The 25,921-nt window shown below is 35.1% G+C and carries 25 protein-coding genes; 14 read left to right on the top strand and 11 right to left on the bottom strand.

Annotated elements, in window-relative coordinates; all coding sequences use genetic code 11:
* Positions 1 to 170: 170 nt before the first annotated feature.
* From mltG to dapF, 3 genes are read right to left on the bottom strand one after another with little or no spacing between them, the layout of a single operon-like run.
* Positions 171 to 1,214, bottom strand: a complete 1,044-nt coding sequence (gene mltG / locus DDD_RS12235; RefSeq protein WP_015363206.1) for an endolytic transglycosylase MltG — start codon at positions 1,212 to 1,214, stop codon at positions 171 to 173.
* Positions 1,204 to 1,725, bottom strand: coding sequence for a GNAT family N-acetyltransferase (locus DDD_RS12230; RefSeq protein ID WP_015363205.1), 522 nt, complete (start codon positions 1,723 to 1,725; stop codon positions 1,204 to 1,206). The genes mltG and DDD_RS12230 overlap by 11 nt, the downstream gene beginning before the upstream one ends.
* Positions 1,725 to 2,507: a diaminopimelate epimerase gene (gene dapF, locus DDD_RS12225; RefSeq protein WP_015363204.1), complete on the bottom strand. Its 783-nt coding sequence runs from the start codon at positions 2,505 to 2,507 to the stop codon at positions 1,725 to 1,727. Before dapF ends, DDD_RS12230 begins: the two co-directional genes overlap by 1 nt.
* A gap of 118 nt (positions 2,508 to 2,625) precedes the next feature.
* Here dapF and DDD_RS12220 point away from each other — a divergent pair, with 118 nt between their 5' ends.
* Complete coding sequence (locus DDD_RS12220; protein ID WP_015363203.1) at positions 2,626 to 4,035, top strand: trypsin-like peptidase domain-containing protein; 1,410 nt, start codon at positions 2,626 to 2,628, stop codon at positions 4,033 to 4,035.
* Positions 4,036 to 4,222: 187 nt separating this feature from the next.
* Here DDD_RS12220 and DDD_RS12215 read toward each other — a convergent pair whose 3' ends face one another.
* The 3 genes from DDD_RS12215 to DDD_RS12205 are packed head-to-tail and all read right to left on the bottom strand — an operon-like array spanning position 4,223 to position 6,016.
* Positions 4,223 to 4,933 (bottom strand): hypothetical protein, encoded by a 711-nt coding sequence (locus DDD_RS12215; RefSeq protein ID WP_041567140.1) that lies wholly within the window; start codon positions 4,931 to 4,933, stop codon positions 4,223 to 4,225.
* Between the two features lie 46 nt (positions 4,934 to 4,979).
* On the bottom strand, positions 4,980 to 5,678 hold the full coding sequence (locus tag DDD_RS17310; RefSeq protein WP_015363201.1) for a hypothetical protein: 699 nt from the start codon (positions 5,676 to 5,678) through the stop codon (positions 4,980 to 4,982).
* A gap of 2 nt (positions 5,679 to 5,680) precedes the next feature.
* Positions 5,681 to 6,016 (bottom strand): PadR family transcriptional regulator, encoded by a 336-nt coding sequence (locus DDD_RS12205; protein WP_041567139.1) that lies wholly within the window; start codon positions 6,014 to 6,016, stop codon positions 5,681 to 5,683.
* A gap of 268 nt (positions 6,017 to 6,284) precedes the next feature.
* Between DDD_RS12205 and DDD_RS12200 the strand changes: the two genes are divergently transcribed.
* Positions 6,285 to 7,736 (top strand): glyceraldehyde-3-phosphate dehydrogenase, encoded by a 1,452-nt coding sequence (locus DDD_RS12200; protein ID WP_015363199.1) that lies wholly within the window; start codon positions 6,285 to 6,287, stop codon positions 7,734 to 7,736.
* Between the two features lie 92 nt (positions 7,737 to 7,828).
* On the opposite strand, the gene DDD_RS12195 is transcribed toward DDD_RS12200, so the two are convergent.
* Positions 7,829 to 8,473, bottom strand: coding sequence for an SDR family oxidoreductase (locus tag DDD_RS12195; RefSeq protein WP_015363198.1), 645 nt, complete (start codon positions 8,471 to 8,473; stop codon positions 7,829 to 7,831).
* 202 nt (positions 8,474 to 8,675) lie between these two features.
* On the opposite strand from DDD_RS12195, the gene DDD_RS12190 reads away from it, so the two are divergent.
* The 3 genes from DDD_RS12190 to DDD_RS12180 are packed head-to-tail and all read left to right on the top strand — an operon-like array spanning position 8,676 to position 10,875.
* Positions 8,676 to 9,212, top strand: coding sequence for a hypothetical protein (locus tag DDD_RS12190; protein ID WP_015363197.1), 537 nt, complete (start codon positions 8,676 to 8,678; stop codon positions 9,210 to 9,212).
* A gap of 51 nt (positions 9,213 to 9,263) precedes the next feature.
* Positions 9,264 to 9,827 (top strand): hypothetical protein, encoded by a 564-nt coding sequence (locus tag DDD_RS12185; protein ID WP_041567138.1) that lies wholly within the window; start codon positions 9,264 to 9,266, stop codon positions 9,825 to 9,827.
* On the top strand, positions 9,814 to 10,875 hold the full coding sequence (locus tag DDD_RS12180) for an acyltransferase family protein (protein ID WP_015363195.1): 1,062 nt from the start codon (positions 9,814 to 9,816) through the stop codon (positions 10,873 to 10,875). Before DDD_RS12185 ends, DDD_RS12180 begins: the two co-directional genes overlap by 14 nt.
* A gap of 5 nt (positions 10,876 to 10,880) precedes the next feature.
* Here the strand turns inward: DDD_RS12180 and DDD_RS12175 are convergent, their stop codons facing one another.
* On the bottom strand, positions 10,881 to 12,047 hold the full coding sequence (locus DDD_RS12175) for a DUF3095 family protein (protein ID WP_041567137.1): 1,167 nt from the start codon (positions 12,045 to 12,047) through the stop codon (positions 10,881 to 10,883).
* 117 nt (positions 12,048 to 12,164) lie between these two features.
* Between DDD_RS12175 and DDD_RS12170 the strand changes: the two genes are divergently transcribed.
* Complete coding sequence (locus tag DDD_RS12170; RefSeq protein WP_015363193.1) at positions 12,165 to 14,129, top strand: endonuclease; 1,965 nt, start codon at positions 12,165 to 12,167, stop codon at positions 14,127 to 14,129.
* Between the two features lie 254 nt (positions 14,130 to 14,383).
* Positions 14,384 to 14,983 carry a hypothetical protein gene (locus tag DDD_RS12165; RefSeq protein WP_158441689.1) on the top strand — a complete coding sequence of 200 codons (600 nt, stop codon included), beginning with the start codon at positions 14,384 to 14,386 and terminating at the stop codon, positions 14,981 to 14,983.
* 89 nt (positions 14,984 to 15,072) lie between these two features.
* Here DDD_RS12165 and DDD_RS12160 read toward each other — a convergent pair whose 3' ends face one another.
* Positions 15,073 to 17,040, bottom strand: a complete 1,968-nt coding sequence (locus DDD_RS12160) for a DEAD/DEAH box helicase (protein ID WP_015363191.1) — start codon at positions 17,038 to 17,040, stop codon at positions 15,073 to 15,075.
* 120 nt (positions 17,041 to 17,160) lie between these two features.
* On the bottom strand, positions 17,161 to 17,736 hold the full coding sequence (locus tag DDD_RS12155) for a nitroreductase family protein (RefSeq protein WP_015363190.1): 576 nt from the start codon (positions 17,734 to 17,736) through the stop codon (positions 17,161 to 17,163).
* 217 nt (positions 17,737 to 17,953) lie between these two features.
* Here DDD_RS12155 and DDD_RS12150 point away from each other — a divergent pair, with 217 nt between their 5' ends.
* From DDD_RS12150 to DDD_RS12120, 6 genes are all read left to right on the top strand, one after another.
* Positions 17,954 to 18,268: a hypothetical protein gene (locus tag DDD_RS12150; RefSeq protein WP_015363188.1), complete on the top strand. Its 315-nt coding sequence runs from the start codon at positions 17,954 to 17,956 to the stop codon at positions 18,266 to 18,268.
* A 365-nt stretch (positions 18,269 to 18,633) separates the two neighbouring features.
* Positions 18,634 to 18,936, top strand: coding sequence for a hypothetical protein (locus tag DDD_RS17880; protein ID WP_148285391.1), 303 nt, complete (start codon positions 18,634 to 18,636; stop codon positions 18,934 to 18,936).
* Between the two features lie 674 nt (positions 18,937 to 19,610).
* Positions 19,611 to 20,390: a sensor histidine kinase gene (locus tag DDD_RS12135; RefSeq protein ID WP_201764096.1), complete on the top strand. Its 780-nt coding sequence runs from the start codon at positions 19,611 to 19,613 to the stop codon at positions 20,388 to 20,390.
* Between the two features lie 21 nt (positions 20,391 to 20,411).
* A complete protein-coding gene (locus DDD_RS12130; RefSeq protein ID WP_015363184.1) occupies positions 20,412 to 21,068 on the top strand; it encodes a response regulator transcription factor in 657 nt (218 codons plus the stop codon).
* A 591-nt stretch (positions 21,069 to 21,659) separates the two neighbouring features.
* Positions 21,660 to 23,198 carry a YifB family Mg chelatase-like AAA ATPase gene (locus DDD_RS12125; protein ID WP_015363183.1) on the top strand — a complete coding sequence of 513 codons (1,539 nt, stop codon included), beginning with the start codon at positions 21,660 to 21,662 and terminating at the stop codon, positions 23,196 to 23,198.
* 158 nt (positions 23,199 to 23,356) lie between these two features.
* Positions 23,357 to 23,707: an Hpt domain-containing protein gene (locus DDD_RS12120; RefSeq protein WP_015363182.1), complete on the top strand. Its 351-nt coding sequence runs from the start codon at positions 23,357 to 23,359 to the stop codon at positions 23,705 to 23,707.
* On the opposite strand, the gene DDD_RS12115 is transcribed toward DDD_RS12120, so the two are convergent.
* A complete protein-coding gene (locus tag DDD_RS12115) occupies positions 23,704 to 24,132 on the bottom strand; it encodes a DUF4268 domain-containing protein (protein WP_015363181.1) in 429 nt (142 codons plus the stop codon). The genes DDD_RS12120 and DDD_RS12115 overlap by 4 nt on opposite strands.
* Positions 24,133 to 24,242: 110 nt before the next feature.
* Here DDD_RS12115 and mnmE point away from each other — a divergent pair, with 110 nt between their 5' ends.
* On the top strand, positions 24,243 to 25,679 hold the full coding sequence (gene mnmE, locus DDD_RS12110; protein ID WP_015363180.1) for a tRNA uridine-5-carboxymethylaminomethyl(34) synthesis GTPase MnmE: 1,437 nt from the start codon (positions 24,243 to 24,245) through the stop codon (positions 25,677 to 25,679).
* Positions 25,680 to 25,921: the final 242 nt, after the last annotated feature.

The following is a 25,921-nucleotide window of genomic DNA, read 5'->3' as shown; positions in this document are numbered from 1 at the left end:
AAAAGATGTCGTTCATCGATGTTTTGAGTGAAAAAATTAACTAAAGTGAATTACAACAAAAACGATACCTTATAGTTTACGGCTAATTTTTAACAAAAAATAACAGACACATACCTTTCTATAGGTTTAATATCTAGATTATTATGATTCTGTTACTTAAAATATAAGAACTATCTATTATTCTTAGCAATCCATCTTCTATAGGCAGCCGCATTACGATTGTGCTGTGCGAGTGTTTTGGCAAACTTGTGGTAACCGAAGTTCTCCACGTCTGCAACAAAATAAAGATAATTGTGTTTCTCAGGATTTAAAACAGCATTAACGGCAGTAAGATCTGGAGTGACTATAGGTCCTGGAGGTAAGCTTGAATATTTATAGGTATTATATGGATTATCTATTTCTAAATGTTTGTACAAAACTTGCTTTATCTGCTGGTCAAAATCGTTCTCTGATTTTTTCTTTGCATAAATAACAGTAGGATCTGCATCGAGTTTAATACCTCTAGAAAGCCTGTTTAAATAGACACCAGCAACGCGAGGCATTTCATCCACTTTTGCCGTCTCTTTTTGAACTATGGAAGCAAGCGTATAAACTTCTGTAGGTGTAAGATCTTGTTTGGCTGCCTTTGCTCGTCGTTCTTTATTCCAGAATTGTTGATGATAAGCCAGCATTTTATCACGAAAACCTGCTGCGGTAGTATTCCAATAGGTTTCATATGAATTAGGTAAATAAATACTCAATGCAGTATTAGCATCAAGGCCATTTTTATTTAAGAACTCAGGATCTCTCATGGCGTTCAATAAAGCGAGGCTATCTGGCTCAATTTGATCTGCAATTCTTCCTGCTAGATTTTCTAGTCGTTCTTGATTATTGAAGGTGACTTTTATAGGCATATTTTGACTACGCACTGTATTAATAATATCGTTGTTACTAGAACCTTTTTTTATTAGAAACCTACCAGACTTCACATTCTCATGATACTTTTTCTTTACCGCTGTGGTATGCAAATCATCTCTATTTTCTACCGCATCAGCAATTATTAAAAATGCTTCGTTATAATCTGCATCAGATGGTATGAAAACTTCATACGTGTCAGTTTCAAAATTAGTATTAGGAGCAAAAAGAACGGCCCAAACATTATAAGCAAAAACACCCATAATGACCAGTCCCAATAATACGATTCCTAAGATGACTTTTTTGTAATTACTTTTCATTAATCAATTGGTAAAGGTGTTCGTTTTTATAAGTTGTTTCTGTAGCAATCCAGTCCTTTTTTATTCCGCTTTCGCGAAAGCGTAACTTCTCAAACAAACGGCGACTAGAGGTATTATCTTCACTTATACTGGCATAAAGCTGGTGTAATCGCAAATGCTTAAAGGAGTATTCTATAATTAATTCTAGTGCAGCAGTGGCGAGGCCACGAGCTCTATCAGACTCTTGAGAGATCACGATTCCTACTCCTGCACGCTTATGGAATGGGTCAAAATCGTAAAGATCTACCACTCCTTTGATCTCTTTTTTAAGATTACAAATCGCGAGTCGTAATTGTTTTACTTCATATATATCACGGTGGGCGTTTTCTAAATACTCGCGAATGGTAAATTTAGAATAAGGTGTAATCGTATGCCCAAACTCCCATAATTCTGGATTATTCTCCAGCTCATAGATATATTCTAAATCTTCTGGATCTACCGCTCTAAGGTGACATATTTCATTAGTCAACATCATATCAATACTTCTCCTTTAAAAACTTGAGTAGCAGCACCAGTAAGCCAGATGTCTTTGTAACCGCCTGGTGTAGGCTGGTATTTTACTTTAAGATCACCTCCTGGAGTTCTTAATTGTACTTGGTGATCATCAGTTTGTTGTGTATGATGCATAGCTAGTGCAACTGCAGTAACGCCAGTTCCACAGCTTAGTGTCTCATCTTCTACACCTCGCTCATAAGTGCGCACTTTAAATAAATTGCCTCCTTGAGGTTCTACAAAATTGATGTTTGCTCCTTCCTTACCGTAAAGAGTGTTGCGCAAGTGTCTCCCTTGAGAAACCACATCTGTATGTTCTACATTATCGGTGAGTTGTACATGGTGAGGCGAACCAGTATTTGTAAATACATGCCCGTCAAATACCTGAAGCGAACTTACATTACTCATTTGCAAGCTTACTTCTCCATTTGCATATAAATGTGCATGATGTATTCCATCTATCGCTTCAAAGGAAGCTTTATCCTGAACAATTCCTAAATGTTGAGCAAAATGAACTAGACAACGACCACCATTACCACACATGGTACTTTCGTTTCCATCTGCATTATAATAGACCATCGTAAAGTCAAGTTGATCGTGGTTTTCTAGTAACATCAAACCGTCAGCACCTATTCCGAATTTACGATCGCATAGCTTTTCAATTTTATGAGTACTGTTCTTATCAAAAATGTGCTGTCTATTGTCTATGATTATAAAATCATTACCGGTACCTTGATACTTATAGAATGGAATTGTTTTCATTAACACAAAAATACAGCAAGTCATCGGATTCTCTAAGTGTTAAACAGCGTTAAAGCTGTTTTTAAAATATAATTATGGCATTATTTTTATGTTATTAAGAAATAAAAACAAAATGCACATGAAATCATTTATCAAAACATTAGGAATTGCCATCCTAGGTGGCGCAGTTGTTTTAGGATCTTATAAACTCTTCATTGAGGAAGAACCTCAGCAACTCACATATCAAAATACATCATTACAAGAAGACATAGCTCCTGTACAATCGGTTAATTATACCGAGGCTACAACCATAGGTGGCGTAGATTTTACTCAAGCGGCTGAAAAAACTGTACACGCCGTAGTTCACGTAAAGAACAAAACAGTTACTCGCGTACGTCCATCGTTCTTTGACCTAAGTAGAGGTCGCGTTCCTTACAGAGAAGCGATAGGAAGCGGTAGCGGAGTAATCATTACAGAAGATGGGTACATCGTGACAAATAATCATGTTATTGAAAATGCCCGAGAACTAGAAGTTACTTTAAATAATAATAAAACCTATAAAGCCGAACTTATAGGAACAGAACCTAACAGCGATATAGCTTTATTAAAAATTGAAGCAGACGAGTCTTTGCCATATATCGTTTTTGGAGATTCTGACCAGACAAAAATAGGCGAATGGGTTCTTGCAGTAGGAAATCCTTTTAATTTAACAAGTACCGTGACTGCAGGAATTGTGAGTGCAAAAGGTCGTGATCTTGATACACGAGATGCGGTTGCTCAAAGTTTTATACAAACTGATGCGGCAGTTAATCCTGGTAATTCTGGTGGTGCACTGGTAAATACAAATGGAGAATTAGTGGGAATTAATACTGCTATAGCATCAAAAACTGGTTCTTACGTAGGTTACTCTTTTGCAGTTCCATCTAATAATGCTCGTAAGATCATTAACGATATTATGGAGTATGGCTACGTTCAAAAAGGAATGCTAGGAATTAAAGGTGGCAACTTAAACGGTAATATCGCTGATGAATTAGGAATAGATGAAAGTGAAGGAATCGTAGTTGCTGAAGTGGTAGAAGACAGCGGTGCTGCAAATGCAGGACTAAAAGAAGGTGACGTCATTACCATGATTGATAATATAAAAATCAAAAAATTTGCAGATCTTACTGGTTACGTTACTAGTAAAAACCCTGGAGATAAAGTAGTTGCAACAGTATTAAGCGATGGTACCATTAAAGACGTAACTATTGAGCTTACTAAGAACAATACTGTTTCTATTCCTACGATAGACATGGACTTGCGCAACCTGACTAAAAAAGACCTCAAGACTTACGGTGTAAAACAAGGTGTAAAAATCGTACGCACCATAGGTGAACTTGCGAGATATGACATGACAGACTACATCATTACGAAAATCAATGATAATACGGTAAGTGATATCGATGATGTACAATCCATATTAAGAAATGTAGATCCTAATGAAACCTTACTGATTCAAATGATGAATAGTAATGGCGAGATAGAGCGTTTTAGATATACGGTTGATTAATTAGTAAGTTTTTGAGTCTTTGAGTTAGTGTGTTTCTTTTTATGGATGATAAGCTCACTTTAGGATGCTAAAGGAATAGAATTATAAAGAAGATAAAATAATTTCCTAACGGTGAAATTAATTCTTTTTCATTGATAGTACTAAAATCCTCAAATTTCAATTAGAAATTTGAGGATTTTTAATGCAATTAATCCACTAGTTGGTATTCAGGATACGTATCTTCTATATATTCCTGGGCTTTTTTAGGTATTTCTACAAGCATAACATAGATCATGATGCACAATAGAACAAAGAGAAAGCTTATCGTAACCAAGATATAAGGATGTAACTCCGTAAAGTTAGTTCTATTCGGAATTAAAATATTAAATAAGTAAATAGGTAGAAAACCTATTCCAAAACCAGAACCATGTTGAGATATGATTTCTTCAAACAACCATTTTTTCTCACCAGATTTCTGTTTTGCTTTTCGGTTTCTATAATTTTTTACACTTAGAAATACAAAGTAGGAAACAAACATTACAACCATTCCCATAGAATAATATTCATTACTCAAATCTGTATTACTTAGAAGGTAATAAGTAAGTGCTGTGAATAATCCCAGCAATAGAATTTTAGGTAATTTGAAGAAACCTACAATATGACTCCATATAATTCTAGTATATTTTTTACCTAGAGATTTTTGCCTTTCTTCTACTACCTCCATAAATCCAAAAACGCCAAACTTTTTAAATTCTACTTGAAGTGCGTCTTCAAAACTTCTAGATGGATATTCTTTCCATTGTTCTTCAATACCATTGGCTAGATGATCTACCAGTTCAGATTGTAAATCATACCATTCCACATAGTGTTTTCTGGTAAATTCATATAATTTCTCGATTTGGATATTATTAATCTTCATATAAAAACAAATAAGTTGACTTAAAAAATTATATAATATGGATTTGTCATGACAAGGCAACTTTTAGGTTGTCATCAAATTCTTGAGGTAATTTTACTAGGAAAATATAAGTGCAAAGGCAAATTAATACAAAGATGAAACTGAAAAGTCCAGTTAAGCCATTGTTTAAGGCTGAAAAACCTTTGGTGCTATAAAAAACCCAAGAGTAAAAAGCGTTCGGTAATAAAGCAATCAAAAGTAGACCGGAAAAAGTTTGCAACACCATTTTCTTTAAAGACCATCGCTTTTCATTAAATAGTTGTGACCGTACCTTAGTTTCATGTAACAAAACACAAAAAACAGGGTAAATAAGCGCACATACTGCAAATATGCTCGTAGTAAAATAGTATTTTATAATTGAATAATCTGAGTTACAAATTAAGTATACCATAATACTAGAAAGCAAAACAATCAAAAATTTAGATGTTGTAAAATACTCAACAAAATATCTTAAGAACGATTTGATCATTCTCTTTTGTACCGCTTTAAAATGTTCTTTTATTACCATTTCAAATCCTGTTGGTCCAAACTTATTGAACTCCTCTTCCAGAGCTACATCAAATTTAAGAGAAGGTTGCTTATTCCATTGCTCCTCTATCCCATTAGCTAGATGATCTACTAACTCAGTTTGTAATTCATACGACCTGACTCCATTTTTATAAGTAAAGGCATAAGTGTTTTTAATCTGTTCGATGGTCAATTTCATTACTAATAAGCTATTTTAGGATTCATAATTGCCTGCATGTTCTCGATGTATTCTTTTAATTCTGCCAGCATATGTATTGTTTCTTTTTGACCTTGCGGCGTCAGAGAATAATACTTTCTTATGCGGTTATCTACTTTTTTGGCATCTACCTTTAAGTGACCAGCTGCTTGCAATTTGTGTAGTGAAGGATATAAAGCTCCTTCCTTAATATCTATTTTGCCTTCGGTGATTTCTTTGACTTTCTGAGTAATTTCATACCCATACATTTTGCCTTCTTTCTCCAGAAGCCGCATGATGATTGTGGTGAGACTACCTCTATATAACTGGTTATTTGACATACCTAAGATTCTTAGGTGTAAATATACATAAGGTTCTTATGTAAACAATATAGAGATTGTTAAAAATACAGTTCTCGATAAAATTTATGACGTGAACATCTTTGAAATGGTTTTAGGAAATTGCTTTAGTTCCGCTTTCGCGAAAGCGGAATTACAACCATCGTTTTTCTAGCTAAAAGGAAATAATAAAAAATTGATAAATAGTTCTACTATAACGTTATAGTATTCTTACTTTTGCAAAAAATTAAACACAATTAAACCCACATTTATGAGTAACCAAATAGATACTTATGAAAAAGAGCTCGCTTTCCAAACGGACAGGCGACGTGCTGCTGTTGCATTTATCAAAGCCGTAAGCGATTTATGGTATGATCGTTCTATTGAATTGGTTCTTTTTAGAAATCAATTAATCAATAGAAACGTAAGTGAAATTATCAATTTACACGAGTACGCAGGAAAATTTGTACAGAAGCCTATTTCGGTTTTTGATAGTGTGGAGATCGCGCAGGCTTTGTTATCACTAGACTTGCCGCCTGCAAAACTAGATATCGGTAAACTTACTTATGAATACCATCTTGAGGAGAATGAAATGCAAGATGCGATGAGTTTTGTGATGAAAAAACTAGGCGACGCGCAAAAATCAGAGCAAATAGTACCTAAAGATGTGGTTCTTTACGGTTTTGGAAGAATAGGTAGACTGCTCGCTCGAGAGTTAATGACCAAAGCTGGTAAAGGAAGTCAATTAAGATTGCGTGCTGTAGTTACTCGTGGAGCAATTACTGAAGCTGTTTTAGAAAAAAGAGCGTCTCTTCTTGCACAAGATAGTGTTCATGGAGATTTTTCAGGTACGGTAAGTTATGACCTTGAACAAGAAGCGTTAATTGTTAATGGAACAACTGTAAAAATGATCAGTGCCAATGCTCCTGAAGATATAGATTACACCGCGTACGGAATAAATAATGCGCTGATTATAGATAACACTGGAGCCTTTAGAGATGATGTTGCTCTTGCGCGTCACTTAAAAGCAAAAGGTGCTCATAAAGTATTACTTACGGCACCAGGAAAAGGAGTTCCTAATATAGTACATGGTGTTAATCATTTAGAAAATGATCCTGATAAAGTAGATATATTTTCTGCTGCAAGTTGTACGACTAATGCGATTACTCCTGTGCTTAAGGCTATTGAAGATAGTTTTGGTGTTGTAAAAGGACATTTAGAAACCATTCATGCATATACAAATGATCAAAATCTTGTAGATAATATGCATAGCAAGTACCGTCGCGGTAGAGCTGCTGCATTAAACATGGTGATTACAGAGACTGGTGCCGGAAAAGCGGTAAGCAAGGCTTTACCATCTTTTGAAGGGAAACTGACATCTAATGCGATACGTGTTCCTGTTCCTAATGGATCTCTTGCTATTTTAAACTTAGAGTTAGAAAACACCACTTCTGTAGATGCTCTTAATGCTACTTTAAAGAAATATGCCCTTGAAGGTGATCTTGTAGAACAGATCAAATATTCTATAGATAACGAATTAGTGTCTAGCGATATCGTAGGTTCTAACGCGCCATCGATTTATGACTCTAATGCAACTATTGTAGGGCCTGACGGTAAAAACGTAGTTATATATGTATGGTACGATAATGAATATGGATATAGTCATCAAGTTATACGCCTAGCTAAATACATTGCTAAGGTGAGAAGGTTTACTTATTATTAATTCTAGCTTGCTTTCACTAAGCTAAAACGTAAAAGCCATTCCTCACGGAATGGCTTTTTATTTGAATTCAAGTTACTGTATTTATAATAATCTTAATGCACAGTTGCTCTACTCATAGTATCAATTGCTTTGCTAATCAAAGTTTCTCCTTTTAAAATCTCAAAAGTTTCTTTATTGGCTGTATCATCATGCAATACTCTAGCTAGAGTTTGAGCGACATCTGCTCTAGAAATTTCTCCTTGCTTGTTTAGTTTGTGGGATAACTGAATGTGATTTGTTCCCTCATCATTAGTTAATGATCCTGGACGCACAATAGTATAATTTAAGTTACTATTCTTTAAATATTTGTCTGCGTTGTGTTTTGCTTCCAAATACTCTTGTAAGTCTTCTGCTTCTTCAGGTTGGTCTGCTCCCATAGAGCTTAACATTACAAATTTTTTGATATTATGTTTTTGTGAAGCATCAATTAGCTTTTTAGCTCCTTCTTGATCAATCTCTACTACTTTTTTCCCTCCAGATCCAGCTGCAAATACTACTTTATCGACATTCTCACAAGTATGTGAAATATCTTCGGATAAATCTCCCATGATCCATTTCACATTTTGGGCTTCAAACTGTGCTTTTTGATCTTCCTTACGGATCATCGCAATTGGTTCAAAATATTGAGACTCATTTAATAAATTTACTACTTGTTTTCCTGTGGTACCTGTTGCACCTGCTATTAATACTTTTTCCATAAAAGTAAGATAATACAATATGAATGGTATCTGATTCTGAGAGCTTGGTTTAACAGATAATTGCATGCTTATTAACGTAGTCTTTTATCCATCTTTTACCTAAATTAACAATTAAGTGTATATTTAGCAATGATAAGGCAGTTGCCTTATAGATTAACGGCTAAGAGTCTGTTACATTTGTTACATCAATTAAACTAAAATTATGAGATTTTTTTACATTACTGCAATTCTACTTTTCACAACCCTACAAGTAAACGCACAAGAATGGGAAGTATATAAAAATGAAACCCTTCAGTTTAGAGCAGATTTTCCCAATACACCTAAGAAAACAGTAGAAAAAGTAGATACGGCTGTTGGTACTTTAGATATGCATATGGTAATGTATGCACCTGAAAGTGGAGATGATAACGCAGTTTACAGTATTATAAGATCAGATTATCCTGCAGAGCAATTTGCAAACGCAACTGACGAAAAGATCAAAAGTGTACTAGATGGAGCTGTTGAAGGCGCAAGAAGTAATTTAAATGGTGAGTTAGTTTATGATAAATCTGTTAAGTTTAATGGTTATGCTTCTCGAAATGTGAAGATTGAGATAGCTGGTGCATTTGTGTATTTAAATACTACATTAGTGAATAACTCCATGTTTATTACGCAAGTTATTTGTATGACAGATAATGACAATAACACAAGCATCAAAAGATTTCAAGACTCTTTTGAAATTATCAAGACCAAACAATAGTCTCAAGATTATTCTGGATTTATCTTCTATAAAACAAGAAGAACCTCTTTTTTGAAAAGTACTGATCATTATGCCCAAAAATTTGGCATCACCTCCTATTTCAAATTGCAGTTGCCACTAACTGCTTTTCAATTTGCAAGTAAGTTGGGTGCGATGACTCCATACAGCGAGATAGGAATATTTTCGGATTTAGAAGATATCTTTTCTTCAGATCATCGTACCTATATTAAAGGAATGGTTACCGATAAACATTTTCAAATTAAACATAAAGCGCAACTGTTTGACTTTGGTAAACACAGTGCGATAATTAATGGCTTTATCAATCAAAATTCTGATGGTATTGAGATTATAGTAAAGGTAAGTTCGTTAAAAATAATCCATAAAATTTACTTCGTTATGGTAGGTATGTTTTTGATTTTATTTCTTTTGCAGGCTTTAATCAGTTTAGTATTTTTAGATCGTTGGGTTCTAGTATTAATACCATTTTTAATACTTTTTACCATTTTTACATTTTTAATTCCTATTCTGTTTTTACGTTATAGTACAAGTAAAATGCATGCTTATTTTAACGGCTTGTTTGTTTATCTTGCTCAAAAAAACAATGTCCCATCTTAAACCATTAACGTCCTTACGCTTTTTATTTGCGTTGATGGTTTTTGTATCACATTTAAATTTCCTCAAAATAAGTTCTAATGAATTCTTGAAAGACCTCTATAACCAAGTTCTTATTCATGGCTATATAGGTGTTAGTTTCTTTTTTATTTTAAGCGGTTTTATCCTAACTCACGTGTATCGTGATAAAATTAATACCAACAAAAAAGAGAATAAGAAGTATTTTCTAGCACGCTTAGCACGTGTTTACCCATTACATTTTGCCACTTTTATAATAGCAATCCCTCTAATGTTTTGGGGACAAGAAATAAATGGAAAGGGTATTTTATTAGGACTTTCTAACGTCTCCTTAACCCAAGCCTACTTACCTATTAAAGAATTTTTCTTTTCTTTTAATGGTCCATCTTGGAGTATTTCTTGCGAATTATTTTTCTATTTGTGTTTTCCTTTTTTATTAAAGTTTCTGAGTAGAAAAAAGCTGCTAAAGTATATCATATCGCTACTTTTAATAGTAGCGATAATAGTGCTTCCGCTTTTTATCGACAAAGAATTGCATCATGGTTTATTTTATATCAATCCTATATTTAGATTAGTAGATTTCATTTTGGGAATAATTCTTTATGATTTGTATGTACTATCTCTAAAAAGAAAAAAACAAGTAAATTTTGCTTGGTTAGAATTTCTAGCCATTGGAGTATTCATATTGTTTTTTAGTTTTCGCAACAGCGTTATGGAAACATACCTTTACAGTTCCTATTATTGGATTCCTATGATAGGAATTATCTACGTTTTTGCGTTTCAACAAGGAGTTTTATCGAGACTACTAAGTTATAGATTGGCTATTTGGCTAGGCGAGATCAGTTTTGGTTTTTATATGGTGCATCATTTAGTGCTGCGATATTTTACACTAGGAAACGGTCGGTTCAACATATTCTCAAACGATTTGACTATCATTATTTTGCTTCTATTTTTAAGCATACTAGGTGCGTTTATCAGTCATAAGTATTTTGAAATACCTATGAATAAATGGATAAGAAACAAGTGGAACTAAAAAAACTACTCAGATAACTGCTGCCTGCGCAGTTTTGGCTTAAGGACTTTTGATGCTTGTGTATAACCACCGTTATCTCCATCTAAGAAATGGATGTGATAATCATCTATAGCGGTAACAAAACAAGAAAGAATACTACTCGTGCTGCAGTAAAATCCATAAACTATAGAGCCATTGTCCTCAAGACGGTCTAGGTAATCTAGCAATTGCTCACGCTGACTCTGTTTGCCGCTAATAACGGTATTTATAGCTCCGTCAAGCAGAAGTGTCTCAGTAAGCTGAATCAAATCATTAAGGTAATTTCTTCCAGAACTGGTGTATTTTGTAAACCAGCTTCCCATAACAGTGCGCCACCAGCTAGCGGCTAGCTTAGTCGTAGTGATTTGATCAAACTTCATTTTTACCTCATCCTTAAGGCGGCTCAGTTTATGAACCATTTTTAACCTTTTGGCAGTAATAGGATGTCTAATGACGTCTTCACCATATATTTCATCTATCTTTTTAAGAACTTTACTATATACTTTTGATTGATGAGCGACAGTCGTTGCCTGAATGATCAATGTTAGAATCTCGTTTTCATTTCTCGGAGGCTTTATTTTATCCCATTTGCATTCCATTCCTTCAAGATTCAAGTTATAAGGAAGGTCTTTTGCAGTAATCTCCTGCTTATTAGATTTTATAGCATCTTCTGCCATTTGCAAGGCATCACCTAAAATGATAGGCATGATGTGCAAATCGTTGCGTTTGTATTTTAAGATTTTTAGGCTGCCGCCATTTTCTATCATCGCTCCTACTTTGCGATGTCCTACACGTAAATAGAATTCAAAAGAAATAGAGCATCTTTCTTGATGCAGTTGCAAAGCAAATAAACATTCTTCTAGAATCTCATCAGGAACTATAATTGTGGCCCCATCACCTCCAAAGAAAAATGGAATCTCAATTCCTGCTTCACGAGAAATATTTAAGCAGGCTACAATACTTCCAGTAGCGGCTAGGTTTACAACTTGTTGTTTCCCTTCACTTATCGCTTTAGTAGAATTTTCAACATCAGTTACAATAATGTTCCAAGAATCTGGTACTTTAGAAAACACTTGTTCATCAGCAACAAGCTCATGTAACTTACCATAATGCAAGTGTAAATCTTGATAAAAAGTATGGTGTGTGCTCTGCATACTCAAACTTACATATTTCCCTTTACTGTCCTCACAACAATTTGCCAAAATCACTTAACCATTTCTTATCATATAAAACCTTTAATATTTGGTATTTTTGCAAAAAAACCCCTGAATATGAAAAAATTATGGTTTGCTATTTGTGTTGTTCTCGCTTTCGCGAAAGCGGAATCACAAGTAGTCATCAACGAGTTAGATGCAGATACACCTGGAACTAACGATATGCAATTTGTGGAACTAAAATCAGATACTCCATTTTATTCACTAAACAGCTTTGTTTTAGTATTCTTTAATGGATCTTCTAGTGTAAATAGCGGCATGGGGCGCTCCTATTATGCTGTCGATCTGGATGGACTTACTACAGATGCTAATGGACTTGTTGTATTAGGAAGCTCTCTAGTTTCTCCAGTTCCAGATCGTTACATAGCCGAAAGTAATATACAATTAGGAGCAGACGCTGTAGCTATTTACAGAGGCGATGATACCGACTGGCCAGACAGAACATTTGCAAATCAAATGGATCTTGTGGACGCACTTATTTACGACACAGATGATGCTGATAATATGGCTTTAATGAATTTGTTAGGAATCAATGTGCAGTACAACGAGAATGAAAACGGAAACAAAACTACAGAATCGGTGCAACGCAAAGCAGATGGTACTTATGAGACTAAAGCTCCTACTCCACATTCTTTAAACGATGCGACTGTTCCTACCTATAATGGTCTTAGTTTTACAGCAAGTGAAACAGAACTAACAGAGCCAGATACTTTTGATATCACTTTTTCATTAACACAAGCTCCTACAGCCGATTTTATTTTAGGATTCTCATTAAATAATTTTAGTTTTAATAGCGCAGATTATACTGGTGCGAGCTCTTTCACTATTCCTGCTGGACAAACGAGTACCACGCTTTCATTTACCATCGTAGACGACGCTATAGATGAAGGAGACGAAACTCTTGAAATAGATCTTGATAATAACCTACCTGTAGGTTTCAAACGCTTAAAGGATAATGAAGAAATTTTTGTTATTGATAACGATTTTCAAGTAGCAAATTACGGGACACCATTAGCACCTACTTATGGTAATGTAGCAAGCACAGCACCTGCAAATTACTACAGTTCGCTTGATAATCTAGCGTCTCCACAACTAGAACAAGCGATTACGGACCTCATTTCAGAAGAGTTTGCTGTACGTATTCATACTTATGATGATGTAACAGATATTTTAAAACAAGCAGATGTATCTCCATTAAATTCTAATAATGTCTGGTTGATGTATACAGAACAGGAAAGAAGAGTAATTGATTTCCAAACTGGAAGTACTAATACAGGAAAATGGAACAGAGAACACATCTGGTCACGATCTAGAGGAGCCTTCTTTTCTATTGAATACGACGAGACTAATGATGGTATGTCGGTATGGACAGAAACTAATGCAGACAGCCTGCGCCATGGTAACAGCGATGCGCACCATTTGAGAGCTACAGATGGACCTGAAAACAGCTCTAGAGGAAACGATGATTTTCCAGAATATAATGGACCAGCTGGTTCACAAGGTAGCTGGCATGGTGATGTAGCTCGAGCATTATTTTATATGGACCATAGATTCAATAATCTAGCTTTAGTAAATGGTAATCCACCTAATTCCACCGTTGGACAATTAGGAGATCTAGCCACTTTATTGCAGTGGCATAGAAACGATCCACCGGATGATTTTGAAATGAATCGCAATAACGTGATTTATGGATGGCAAATAAATAGAAATCCCTTCATCGATAATCCAGATCTTGCCGAATATATCTACGGAAATTTAGTAGGGCAAAATTTCACACTTTCTGAAAATAGTGAAGAGCTTTCTCAAATCGTTTTAAGTCCCAACCCATCAAAAAATGTACTGAAGATACAAAATATCAGTAATCCTATAGATGTGATAATTTATGATGCATTTGGAAGAATTACGCTTTCGCAAAAGCTTACACAAGACACAAATATTAATCATAATCTAGCATCTGGAATGTACTTAGTCCAATTAAAGGACGGTAATCGAACAGTTGTGGAGAAATTGATGGTTGAGTAATTAACTTGTTATTTTATTTAAATGAATCCCATTTCAATTATGTTGAAATGGGATTTTTTTTGCAGTATTTATTTCAAGTCTAGTTGAAGTTAGATTTGAACTCTAATTTAATAAAATATATATAATTGACGCAACCATTTTCAAAAATCAGCATCTAAAAGAGCACTAATTTAACCTAATAAAAAATAATCATCACAAATATTTAATGCTCCATAAATATGATAAAAGGCATAAATATTGATTACAATGAAATTATGAAAAAAACCATCCTACTTCTATGTGCTTGCGTTATAGGATATACCGCCACTGCACAAACTGCAAACGATTCTGAAGATCGTTTTGCAAAAAACGAAATCTCCTCAAACATTCTTGACCTGGTCATCGCAGGATCTTTAAACGTCACTTATGAGCGCATGTTGAGCAATAACATAAGCCTTACAGGAAGTGCCACCTTTTTTGATACTTATGGATATTATGATGCCGGTTATTTAGAAGATACTAACGCTTTTTCTCTACGACTAAGTGCAAATTTCTACGTGAGTAAAAGACGCCAATTTGAAGGTCTTTATTTTTACCCATTGCTAAAGGTACGTACTGGAGAAGTTACTAGTGACTACGATATTTATGTAATAAATGATCAGGGAGATTTTGTTCAGACAGATCGTCGTAATTATGATATCAGTGGTTTCTCAGCTGGTGTAGGTATAGGAAATAAATGGTTGATTCAGGATAAGTTTTCTGTATTAGTATTTGGAGAAGTAGCAAGAAATCTAGGAGGCAACATTGAAAATGAAAATGCAGATTTAGGCAATGTAGAACCACGTTTTGGAATTAATTTTGGATATCGATTCTAATTATATATCAACGTATTTCTAAAAAACTAAAAATCCCATCTCGATTAGATCGAGATGGGATTTTAATTTATAAAGCTGTTCTTAAAGAATTAGTCCCACTTAGAACCAAAAAACTTAGAACGACTTCCTTTTTTTCCTGAAGACTTATTAGATGATCCAGAGTCTTCTCTTTTTGGTCTGGACGCACGGTCTTTAAAACTACTACCGCTACCAGAATCGTCATTAGATCTAGAGCTGCGACCTTTAAAACCACCTCCAGAAGAGCTGGAGTCATCATCTCTTCGTCTTCCTTTGAATCCGCCAGATCTTGGTCCAGAATCTCTGCGTCCTTTGTAACCGCCGCCAGAATTACCATCACGTTTACCTTTGTAACCGCCACCGCTTCTTCCACGACCACCATCACGTCCACCGCGACTGTCTCTTGATTCTTTTACAACGCCATCATGAACATTTGCTCTTAGCTCACGACCATTACGCTCAGCACTGTTAATCTTTTCCATTTGAGGCGCCACTTCTTCTTTTACATCCATAAAAGAATGAGCTCCATCTAAAACGATACGTCCTATATCTTTACCATCAATGCCTGTAACATCACAAACAAAACCTAATAAAGCACCTTTGTTCATATCATCTTTACGGCCTAAATTGATGAAGTAAGTCTTCATTCCTTCTTCACGACCTCTAGATCTAGGTTTTCTCTCACGATACTCACCACTATCTTCGCGTCCTTTAGAACGATCATTAAGATCTGTGATAGAGTTACGTTTATAAATAGAATTATATTCTTTAGTTAAAAATTTACCTATCAATTCGTCTTTAGAAACATCTTCTAAACTTGCTTTCACTTCTTCAAAAAGCTCATCCGAAATTTTTGGGTTAATTTCTTGACCCTTTAGATTTTCTGTCCATCTAGAAATACGCTTTTGCGTAATAGCTTCTAATGCTGGAATTTCTCCTCGATCAAAAGATATAGAGAGTTTCTTCTCCATAAATTTTAATTTGCGCATGTCACCTTTTGTAATCAACGCAATAGATTCTCCTTTTTTACCAGCTCGCGCTGTACGTCCAGAACGGTGCGCATAAAACTCAGGATCATCTGGTAATGCAAAGTGAATTACGTGAGTAATATCATCTACATCTATACCTCTTGCAGCAACATCTGTAGCGATTAAAAGTTTTAAATTTTTATTTCTAAAACGTTTCATGGCTGCATCACGCTGTGCTTGAGACATATCTCCATGAAGTGCTTCAGTAGAATAGCCATTGTTGTTCAACTCATCTGCGACGTTTTGAGTATCTCTTTTGGTACGACAAAACACCACACCGAACATATCTTGATCAAAATCAAGCATTCTTCTTAAAGCCTCAGTTTTATCTCGAGCTTTTAATTGAACATACTGGTGTGAGATATTAGTATTTACAATATCCTCGCGATTGATACGAACCTCTTCAGGGTTCTTCATGTAAGTGTCAACGATTTTCTTGATTTCTCTCGCCATGGTAGCAGAGAATAACCAGATATTACGACCTACATCTGTTTTAGAAAGTATAAAATCAATGTCTTCACGGAAACCCATGTTCAACATTTCATCTGCTTCGTCAAGAATAAGAAATCTTAGTGCGTCTAGTTTTACCTCGCGACGCTTCATAAGATCCATAAGACGTCCTGGAGTAGCTACAATAACTTGAGCTCCACGTCTTATATCTTTAATTTGTCCCATGATGCTTGCTCCTCCAAAAACAGGAACCACATTGAGTTTACCCATTTTTTGAGACATCGCTTCTATCTGACGACAAATTTGTTGTGCTAGTTCACGCGTAGGGGCTAGAATTAATGCCTGCGTGTCTTTTGAGCTAGTGTCCATTAGTTCTAATAATGGTATCCCAAAAGCTGCAGTTTTCCCTGTACCAGTCTGCGCCAGACCTATAAAATCTCCATCGTGCTTCAGCAAGATAGGAATTGCTTGCTGTTGAATCTCTGTTGGACTCTCAAATCCCATTTCAGCAAGGCCGTCAAGTAACGGCTGTGTAAGCCCTAAGGCTTCAAAATTTTTCAAATAACTGTGTTTAATTATTTTGCAAAAGTACGTATAATAAATGGATTTAAATAACTACGCTTTAAACTCATTCATACCGGTAAATTAAAACCTAAACTATTTAAAATTAGAAGCTTTGCCTCACTTTACAAATTGGACAAATTCTTCAATAGTTTTTCTTTGTGGCAACTCTATTTCTTGCTCTTTCTCATAGGTTCCTAAGTAGAAAAAACCTAAAAATTCTTCTCGCCCGTCTACCCTTATATTTTTAAACTGCGACATATTTGCAAAAGCCTTTGGCGAGCTCCAGTAACAGCCATAACCTAATTGATGTGTAGTCAACCACATATTTTGCACACTCATACTCACCGCTGCAGTCTCTTCCCATTCAGGAATAGACTCTTTTTCATCTCTATATTTAAAAATGAGAATCATCACACTTGTCTTGGCAAGTTTTTCTTTGAGCTTTTTCAATTTAAAGGATAGCGGCTTTCCCGTATTTTTCACAAACTGCTCGCACATAAAGTTGCCTAAATCAGTAATGGCTTGCCCTTCTAAGACTTTATAACGCCATGGTTCGGTTTTCTTATGGTTTGGTGCCCATCGCGCACTTTCTAAAATTTCAAGCAAGTCTGTATGCGGTATTTCTCCACCAGTATACTGAGCTGGAAAAATGCTACGTCGTGACTGGATCAATTGTTCTAATGATTTATTCATGACTTAAAGATAGTAGTTGTTCCGCTTTCGCGAAAGCGGAATTATTAAAAGCTTTTAAATGAAATTTACAAATAAACGACCTTTTATAATTAAAGAACTGAAGTAATGTAATGATGGTCAAATTTCACCAAAGGTAAAAGTCTAAAGCATTATTGTTTTAAAATTGGAATTTTTATACTAGTTTAGACGTCATATTAACCAATTAAAACTTAAACCAATGGCAACAAACACAATTACATTAGAAACAGCTCAAACATGGGCAAACGCATGGAGAAGTCTAGAAGATAAATCTCCATATGTAGACGGACTTAAAGGCTGGTGGGTACCAGGAGAGGACCTCTCACAAGTTATGGCAGAAGGTGCGGTGAATAGCCGCATGTACATAGGACTAGACGAAGAAGATTTAAAATTAATGATAGTTGCTGTTGATGAAGGTGGAAATGACATGATAGACGCATCTAAGGGATGGTACATATACGATTTTACACAGCATATTCCTCCAATGGGAAGCTCTTCAAGCCCTTTGAATTAACAATGCAAAATTTAGAGTCTTTATTTAAATTTTCTTATTTAATATTACTGATGCTAAATTTCTTTGGGATTTCAGCATCAGTTTTTTTTGGGGCAAAATCGTTTAAGCCGATTTGGATTTATCTACTTGTAGGTATAATTTGTGAAGCTTTTACAGAGCTGTTAGTTCGTGATTTAATAACTATAAACGGGCAAGTCACAAACGCTCCTTTTGCGCATTTATATATTTGGACCCAATTTATAGTATTTAGCTACTTCTATTATTCGGAACAAATGTCGTCAAAAATGAAAAAGCGTTTCATTTTGATATTCTCAACATTTTTTATTTTAGCAAGTTCTCCTTATATCTTCTTAGAGTCCAATTTAATGACTCATGATCCATATATCTCTTTAATAACCATGCCATGTGTTCTAATTTTCAGTCTTATTTATTTTGTCCAATTATTAGATTTGAAAAATGGATATCCGTTTATAAGTATCGGAATATTTATCGTTACGGGAAGTTCATTGATACATATGAGTACTGGAGCGTTTTACGAAGATGTGGATATTGATATAATTTATTTGAGGAACACGATTAATATGTTACCGCTTATCATCATGCAACTGCTTTTTATGTATGAAGCTTATTTGTTTTTCAGTGAAAGGAAGCAGAAACTCACAATATAATTTTTCATGTTTTAGGTTCAAATAAAACCATAATCCTCCTCATCCTTAATTCAATTGGAACAGACTTTTGACATCCTTATCAATACTTTCCATATTCTACTTGGGGTCAATTTCATTTTTTATTTTGTAGCTTTTATACAAAGAGAACCAGCCTTAAAATTTATTTTTCTTTATGTAGCTGCCTCTACTGCTACAGAGGTTTTGAGCTACTTGCTTGTTCACGGTGTCATAAGTTTTGCCGAGAGAAAGACCAATGCTCCTTTCTTCTTCTTATTCATAATAGCTCAGTTTTTGAGTATTGCTTTTTTCTTCAGAAGGGTTCTAAAGAGAAGAAAGTGGTTCTCCTATTATAATTATTTGATGATTTTGGCGCTAATTATTGCTGTAGCTCCCTACATATTAAATATTCAATTAATAATGTCTTTTTCACCATGGGCTGCTTTTATTACTTTCCCTATTCTTATATTTTTGAGCAGTTTGTATTTTATTGATTTATTAGATATTAAAAAAGGATATCCGTTTGTAAACATTGGTATTTTTATAAGTTTAGGTTGTAGTTTGATTAATTTCGTTTCTTTTAGTTTTCAAGATGGTGTGAATGACTCCATAAAGTCTTTCAAACATTTATTACATATATTGCCCTTAATAAGTTTACATATTCTATTTTTATACGAATGTCTTTTATACTTCAAATCTCAAATACAACGGTCAACTATGTTGCGATAGGTATTATGATTTTCATCATATTATTTTCTGTCGGGATGGTCATTTTTTTTATGCTTTCGCGCAAGCGCATCACATTATCTGACTTAGAGGTGCGTGACACAAAAATTAAGGCTCAGGAAGATGTTCTTACTGCTACTCTAGAAACACAGGAAAAAGAACGCCGTCGTATTGCAAGAGACTTACATGATGAAATAAGCTCTAAGCTCAATGTCATTTCCTTAAATACGGACATGCTCATAAATGAATCTCTAGATGAAAAGGACACAACACTGTTATTAAGTCGTATTAAAAACGCTACGGAGCGCACGTCAGAAAATGCTAGAAGAATTGCTCATGATTTATTGCCACCGGTATTAGAAAAATTCGGTTTGTGCCAAGCCTTAACTGAATTAGTAGGTTCTATAAATAATGAACAACTTGAAATAAACTTTAGGTGTAACTGGGATGAAAGTAATATGAGCCTAGAGAATCAATTGCATACCTATAGAGTGGCTCAAGAATTATTTAATAATTCGATAAAGTACAGTAAAGCTGATAAAATTGACTTGCTACTTGACGACGAACCACACAGACAAATGATTTACCGTGATAACGGTATAGGCTTTCAAGAAACAAAATCAGTAGGTCTAGGCACTAGCAACATAAACAGTCGCATCTCTATATTGCAGGGAACAATGACACTTAAAACTGCAAATAATCAAGGTGTTTTATATACCTTTGACTTCTAATCAACTCTCAAACTTAATATTATGATTAATATCGCTCTCGCAGATGATGAATCTTTGTTTCTAGAAACATTGAGCTTCATGCTCGATAGAAGTCCGGAATTCAATGTTTTGTTTACCGCAACAAATGGACAAGAAATGCTCGATCAACTTGCTGATTGTGTTTTCATGCCTGATGTTATTGTAACAGACCTAAAAATGCCAGTTCTTAACGGTGTAGAAGCCACAAAGAAAATGCGTGCTAGTTATCCTGACTTGAAGATCATCGCGTTATCCAGCTATGACACTGATGTATTTATTTCTAATATGTTAGGTATAGGAGCAGCGTCTTATCTTGTTAAGAACGCTAAAGCAGAGGAAGTCTACACCACTATAAGACAAGTTCACGAAAAAGGTTTTTACTATAACGATAAACTACTCAGAATTCTTCATGAAAATTCTCAAAATCAAAACTTTAAAAAAAGTGCTTTAGACAGCAAAATGATTAGTGAACGAGAAAAAGAAGTTCTACAATTGATTTGCAAACAATTTACCACTAGAGAAATAGCTGATGAATTAATTCTCTCCACAAGAACTGTGGACCGTCATAGAGATAGCTTACTAGCAAAAACTCGATCTCGCAATGTTGCCGGTCTCGTAGCATTTGCTATTCAAAACAGCATTGTAGACCTAAAAAAATAAGGTGACAGTTTAAAATTGGGTATTTATACCCATTAATCGTATTCAAATAGATAGTATTTTTACCATGTAAATGAAAGTAAGGTAGGTTGAGATTCAGGGGACAACCTATTTTTACTCCAATTGACCGATCCATAGTAGGGAATGGACGTCACAAAATGGGGCTTCGGCCCCATTTTTTATTTTATACAGCATAGTTCTTAAACTACTACATGTTTTTATTTAAAATATTACATTAAATACAAATTCAATAAATCTATCTCTACAGTTCATGGTAAAAATTGAACGTTTTATCTGAAAAGTTATGCAGTGATTAAATATTAAGAATTAAAAATTTTTGTTAAATAGAAAAAGTTTTATATTTATATCACTGATGGGCAGTACAATAAAGAAATGTGGGGATTTCCTTATAAACGTATCTCATCACAATTCAACCTTTGAATTATCTAAATGGAGCTTAGGCTCCATTTATTTTTTGCCCTATCGAGATTTAAAAAATTGTTATCCTAAAGAACGGTTTCTTGCGATGACTTTTACCTTGTTCATCAAAATGCATTCTAATTTTTCTTTACATTTAAAAAATAAATTTACTTTATGCTTACAAAAGTTTATGGTAGCGCGGTTTTTGGCGTAGAAGCAACTACGATTACTGTAGAGGTTAATGCAGACAAAGGTATAGGGTACCATCTTGTAGGGCTTCCTGATAAGGCTATAAGTGAAAGCTCGTACCGCATTACCGCAGCTCTCAAGAATGTAGGCTATAGAATGCCCGGCAAGAAACTCATTCTCAACCTTTCACCAGCTGATTTGAGAAAAGAGGGAAGTGCTTACGATTTACCACTTGCATTAGGAATACTCAACGCCTCAAAGCAAATTCAAACTGATGATTTCAAGGATTACATCATCATGGGAGAACTATCTCTTGATGGCCAACTGCAACCTATTAAAGGAGCGTTACCTATTGCCATTAAAGCTAGAGAAGAAGGTTTTAAAGGGTTTATTTTACCTAAGCAGAATGCTCGTGAAGCAGCGATCGTAGATAATTTAAATGTTTATGGCGTCGATAATATTCTAGAGGTCATAGAATTTTTTAATGAGGGCAAGGAAATAGAACCTACTGTTGTAGATACAAGAGATGAATTTTTTCAAGCACTAGAGCATCCAGAATTTGACTTTGCAGACGTAAAAGGTCAAGAATCCATAAAAAGATGTATGGAGATTGCCGCTGCTGGTGGACATAACATTATTTTGATAGGTCCACCAGGAGCAGGAAAAACGATGCTTGCCAAAAGGCTTCCTTCCATCCTACCTCCTATGACATTACATGAAGCATTAGAAACAACTAAAATTCATAGCGTCGCTGGTAGAACGCAAGAAAAAGCTGGATTAATGGCGCAACGACCCTTTAGAAGTCCGCATCACACGATTTCTGACGTCGCATTAGTCGGCGGCGGTGCTTATCCACAACCAGGAGAAATTTCATTAAGTCATAATGGAGTTTTGTTTCTAGATGAATTGCCAGAGTTTAAAAGAACGGTTCTTGAGGTGATGCGACAGCCTCTCGAAGATCGTGAAGTGACTATTTCCAGAGCAAAGTTCACGGTTACTTACCCTTCTAGCTTTATGCTGGTAGCCAGTATGAACCCAAGTCCTGGCGGATATTTTAATGATCCCAACGCACCAGTTCAAAGCAGCCCTGCAGAAATGCAGCGCTATCTAGGGAAAATATCAGGGCCACTTCTCGACCGTATTGATATACATATAGAAGTCACGCCTGTACCGTTTGAGAAATTAACCGAAGAACGACTTGCTGAAAAATCTACTATAATAAGAGAAAGAGTTACTGCAGCAAGAGATATACAAACTTTACGCTTTCGCGAAAGCGAAAAAACACATTACAACGCTCAGATGAGCGTCAAGGATATTAGGAAGCATTGCATTCTCGATGAAGCTAGTAAAGAGATGCTTAAAAATGCAATGGAACGACTGAACTTGAGTGCTAGAGCTTACGACCGTATTCTTAAAGTTGCAAGAACCATAGCAGATTTAGAAAATACAGAGCAAATTAATGGTACACACATCGCAGAAGCTATTCAATATAGAAGTCTTGATCGTGATGGTTGGTTGGGTTAAGCGAGTCATTCACTTAAGATATGATATCTTACTATATTTAAAACTAAATTTATCGATAAACGGTATTTTTCAGGGTCTAAATAGATGTTTTAAAGAATTTAGTCCTTTAATTTAGAAGACAATACGTAATTTTGCAACGTATAAAAAAGCATCCCTAAATGACTATTTCTACATTACCCTTAACAGATTTGAGAGAATCATTTGATAACGACGCAGCTATTCTGGGTTCTATACTAGATATGTTTCTAGTAGAAGTGCCGCAAGACTATTTATTGCTTCACCAAAACATTAAAAATGGTGACTACCACGCAGCAGGATTGCAAGCTCATAAAGTAAAATCTAGTTACCGTACTTTAGGAATTAATGACATGGCAAGTATCTTACAAAAGATTGAAGACAGTGCAAAAAACAATGAAAATACAGAGATGATCCCTGAATTATTATCTGAGTTCAATGAAAAATATGAGCACGTTAACAATCAAGTCGCTTATACTAAAGAGCAGCTTTAAGCCTCTATAAAGTCCTTATATTCAATAAAAAAGGCTTCTAGTTTACTCATATTCTCGTAATAAAATTCGTAAACATCTGGCCAGTCAGTTTGTTTTTTGATTTTTACACCTTCAAGCATAACAAATACTCTAGATATAATTTTGCCAGATTCTAATTGGTAATTTTCTTCAAAGATGAGTTCGTTATTAACTTCTTCAAGTAGGATACTTTTAAGGCTAAGCAGCTTTTCATAATAATAAGCTCTAAAAATGGCATCTTCATGAGTAATATCTATAGAGACTAACGCACGCCTATCTTCAAAAGAAAATTTGAGGACTACATCCTTTAGTTTTGTATCGTATAACATCCATTTACGATCATATCGTTTACCGAACATGGTCCAGAATTGTTGTCTGATCTGTTTTGCTTCTTGCTTAGAATACATATGGCAAAATTAACTTTTGTTCTCAATAATCTGGATTAAATACATATATTATTAAAGCTAAAGTTCAGATTCCTTACTTAGAAACGATTGCTTCTATTTACCTTTGTGTTATGTATAAAAATGATACCATTGTTGCCCTCGCTACACCAGCTGGTTCTGGTGCTATTGCGGTGGTAAGGCTTTCTGGACCTGAGGCTCACGTGATTGCAGGTGCTATTTTTGTTCCCGCTTTCGCGAAAGCGGAATCACAACCATCTCAAAAAACCTATTCCAAATTAGGTGCAAATACAGTCACGTTAGGACACATCAAAGACGACGACCGAGTTATAGATGAAGTTTTACTTACCAAATTTGTCTCACCTCGCTCTTACACCGGAGAAGATGTGGTAGAAATTTCCTGCCACGGATCCATCTATATACAGCAAGAAATAATTTCCTTGTGTTTAAAAAAAGGAGCGCGCATGGCACAAGCTGGCGAGTTTACCTTGCAAGCGTTTTTAAATGCAAAAATGGACCTGTCACAAGCCGAAGCGGTTGCTGATTTAATCGCGAGCGAAAGTGAAACGGCCCACCAGATTGCGATACAACAAATGCGCGGAGGCTTTTCTAACGAGCTTAAAGAATTAAGATCACAATTGCTCAACTTTGCAAGTTTGATAGAGTTAGAATTAGATTTTAGCGAGGAAGATGTCGCATTTGCAAATCGTGATGATTTGAAAAAATTGCTAAACGAAAGTCAGCAAACGTTAAGAAAATTAATTGATTCTTTTGCCTTAGGAAATGTACTCAAAACTGGGATTCCTATTGCTATAGTGGGCGAGCCTAATGTAGGTAAGTCTACCTTGCTTAACGCTTTACTCAATGAAGAAAAAGCAATTGTAAGCGACATTGCAGGAACGACACGTGATTCTATTGAAGATGAAATCAATATAGAAGGTGTACGTTTTAGGCTGATAGATACCGCTGGTTTAAGAGATACGACTGATACAATTGAAGGCATGGGAATACAACGCTCCTATGCAAAAGCTGAACAATCTAAACTAGTTTTATACTTACTGGACGCCACACATCTCAATACTTCACCACGTATCATACATTGTTTGATGCGCATTCAAATAATGCGAGAAAAATTTCCAGATAAACCGCTTGTTGTTGTACTCAATAAAATTGATCAAATCACAGGCCTGGAGCATGCCGAAATTACTAAGCAAATTAACAAAAAATCACCAGAGACTATTCTTATCTCACTGAGCGCCAAATCTCATGCTGGTGTGGAAGAATTAAAAACGGCATTAGTAGCGAGTTTTAATAGCGGCGCGTTATCTCAAGATGATTCTATAGTCAGCAATGCTAGACACTACGATGCTCTACAAAACGCTTACAGTTCTTTAATTGAGGTGCAAACCGGAATAGAAAACGAGGTTTCAAGTGAATTTCTAGCCATCGACATACGTGCCACTGCAGAGTCTTTAGGTATCATTACTGGTGAGATTACAAATGATGAGTTGTTAGGAAATATTTTTAGTCAGTTTTGTATCGGGAAGTAATTCACTAAATGATTATTTAGTGGTATTAGACAAAATCAATTTGGCATATTATTGATGAAATATTTCAAATAATATTTATAATAACATTTGTCTTTAAATGAAGTAGATCCTGAAGAACGCATTTTTTGCACTTTTTTAATCATCTGAATCGTGTATAGTATTAATCCTATTAGAGAAAATATAAAAACGATGAATAAAACTTGCATTGAAATGAAGTGCTTAATTAGGGGAAACTAAATTTG

Origin of the sequence: Nonlabens dokdonensis DSW-6 (assembly GCF_000332115.1) — a bacterium.
Classification (GTDB): Bacteria; Bacteroidota; Bacteroidia; order Flavobacteriales; family Flavobacteriaceae; genus Nonlabens; species Nonlabens dokdonensis.
The sequence above is the reverse complement of the archived record's forward strand: the minus strand, read 5'-3'. Positions and strand labels throughout refer to the sequence as shown.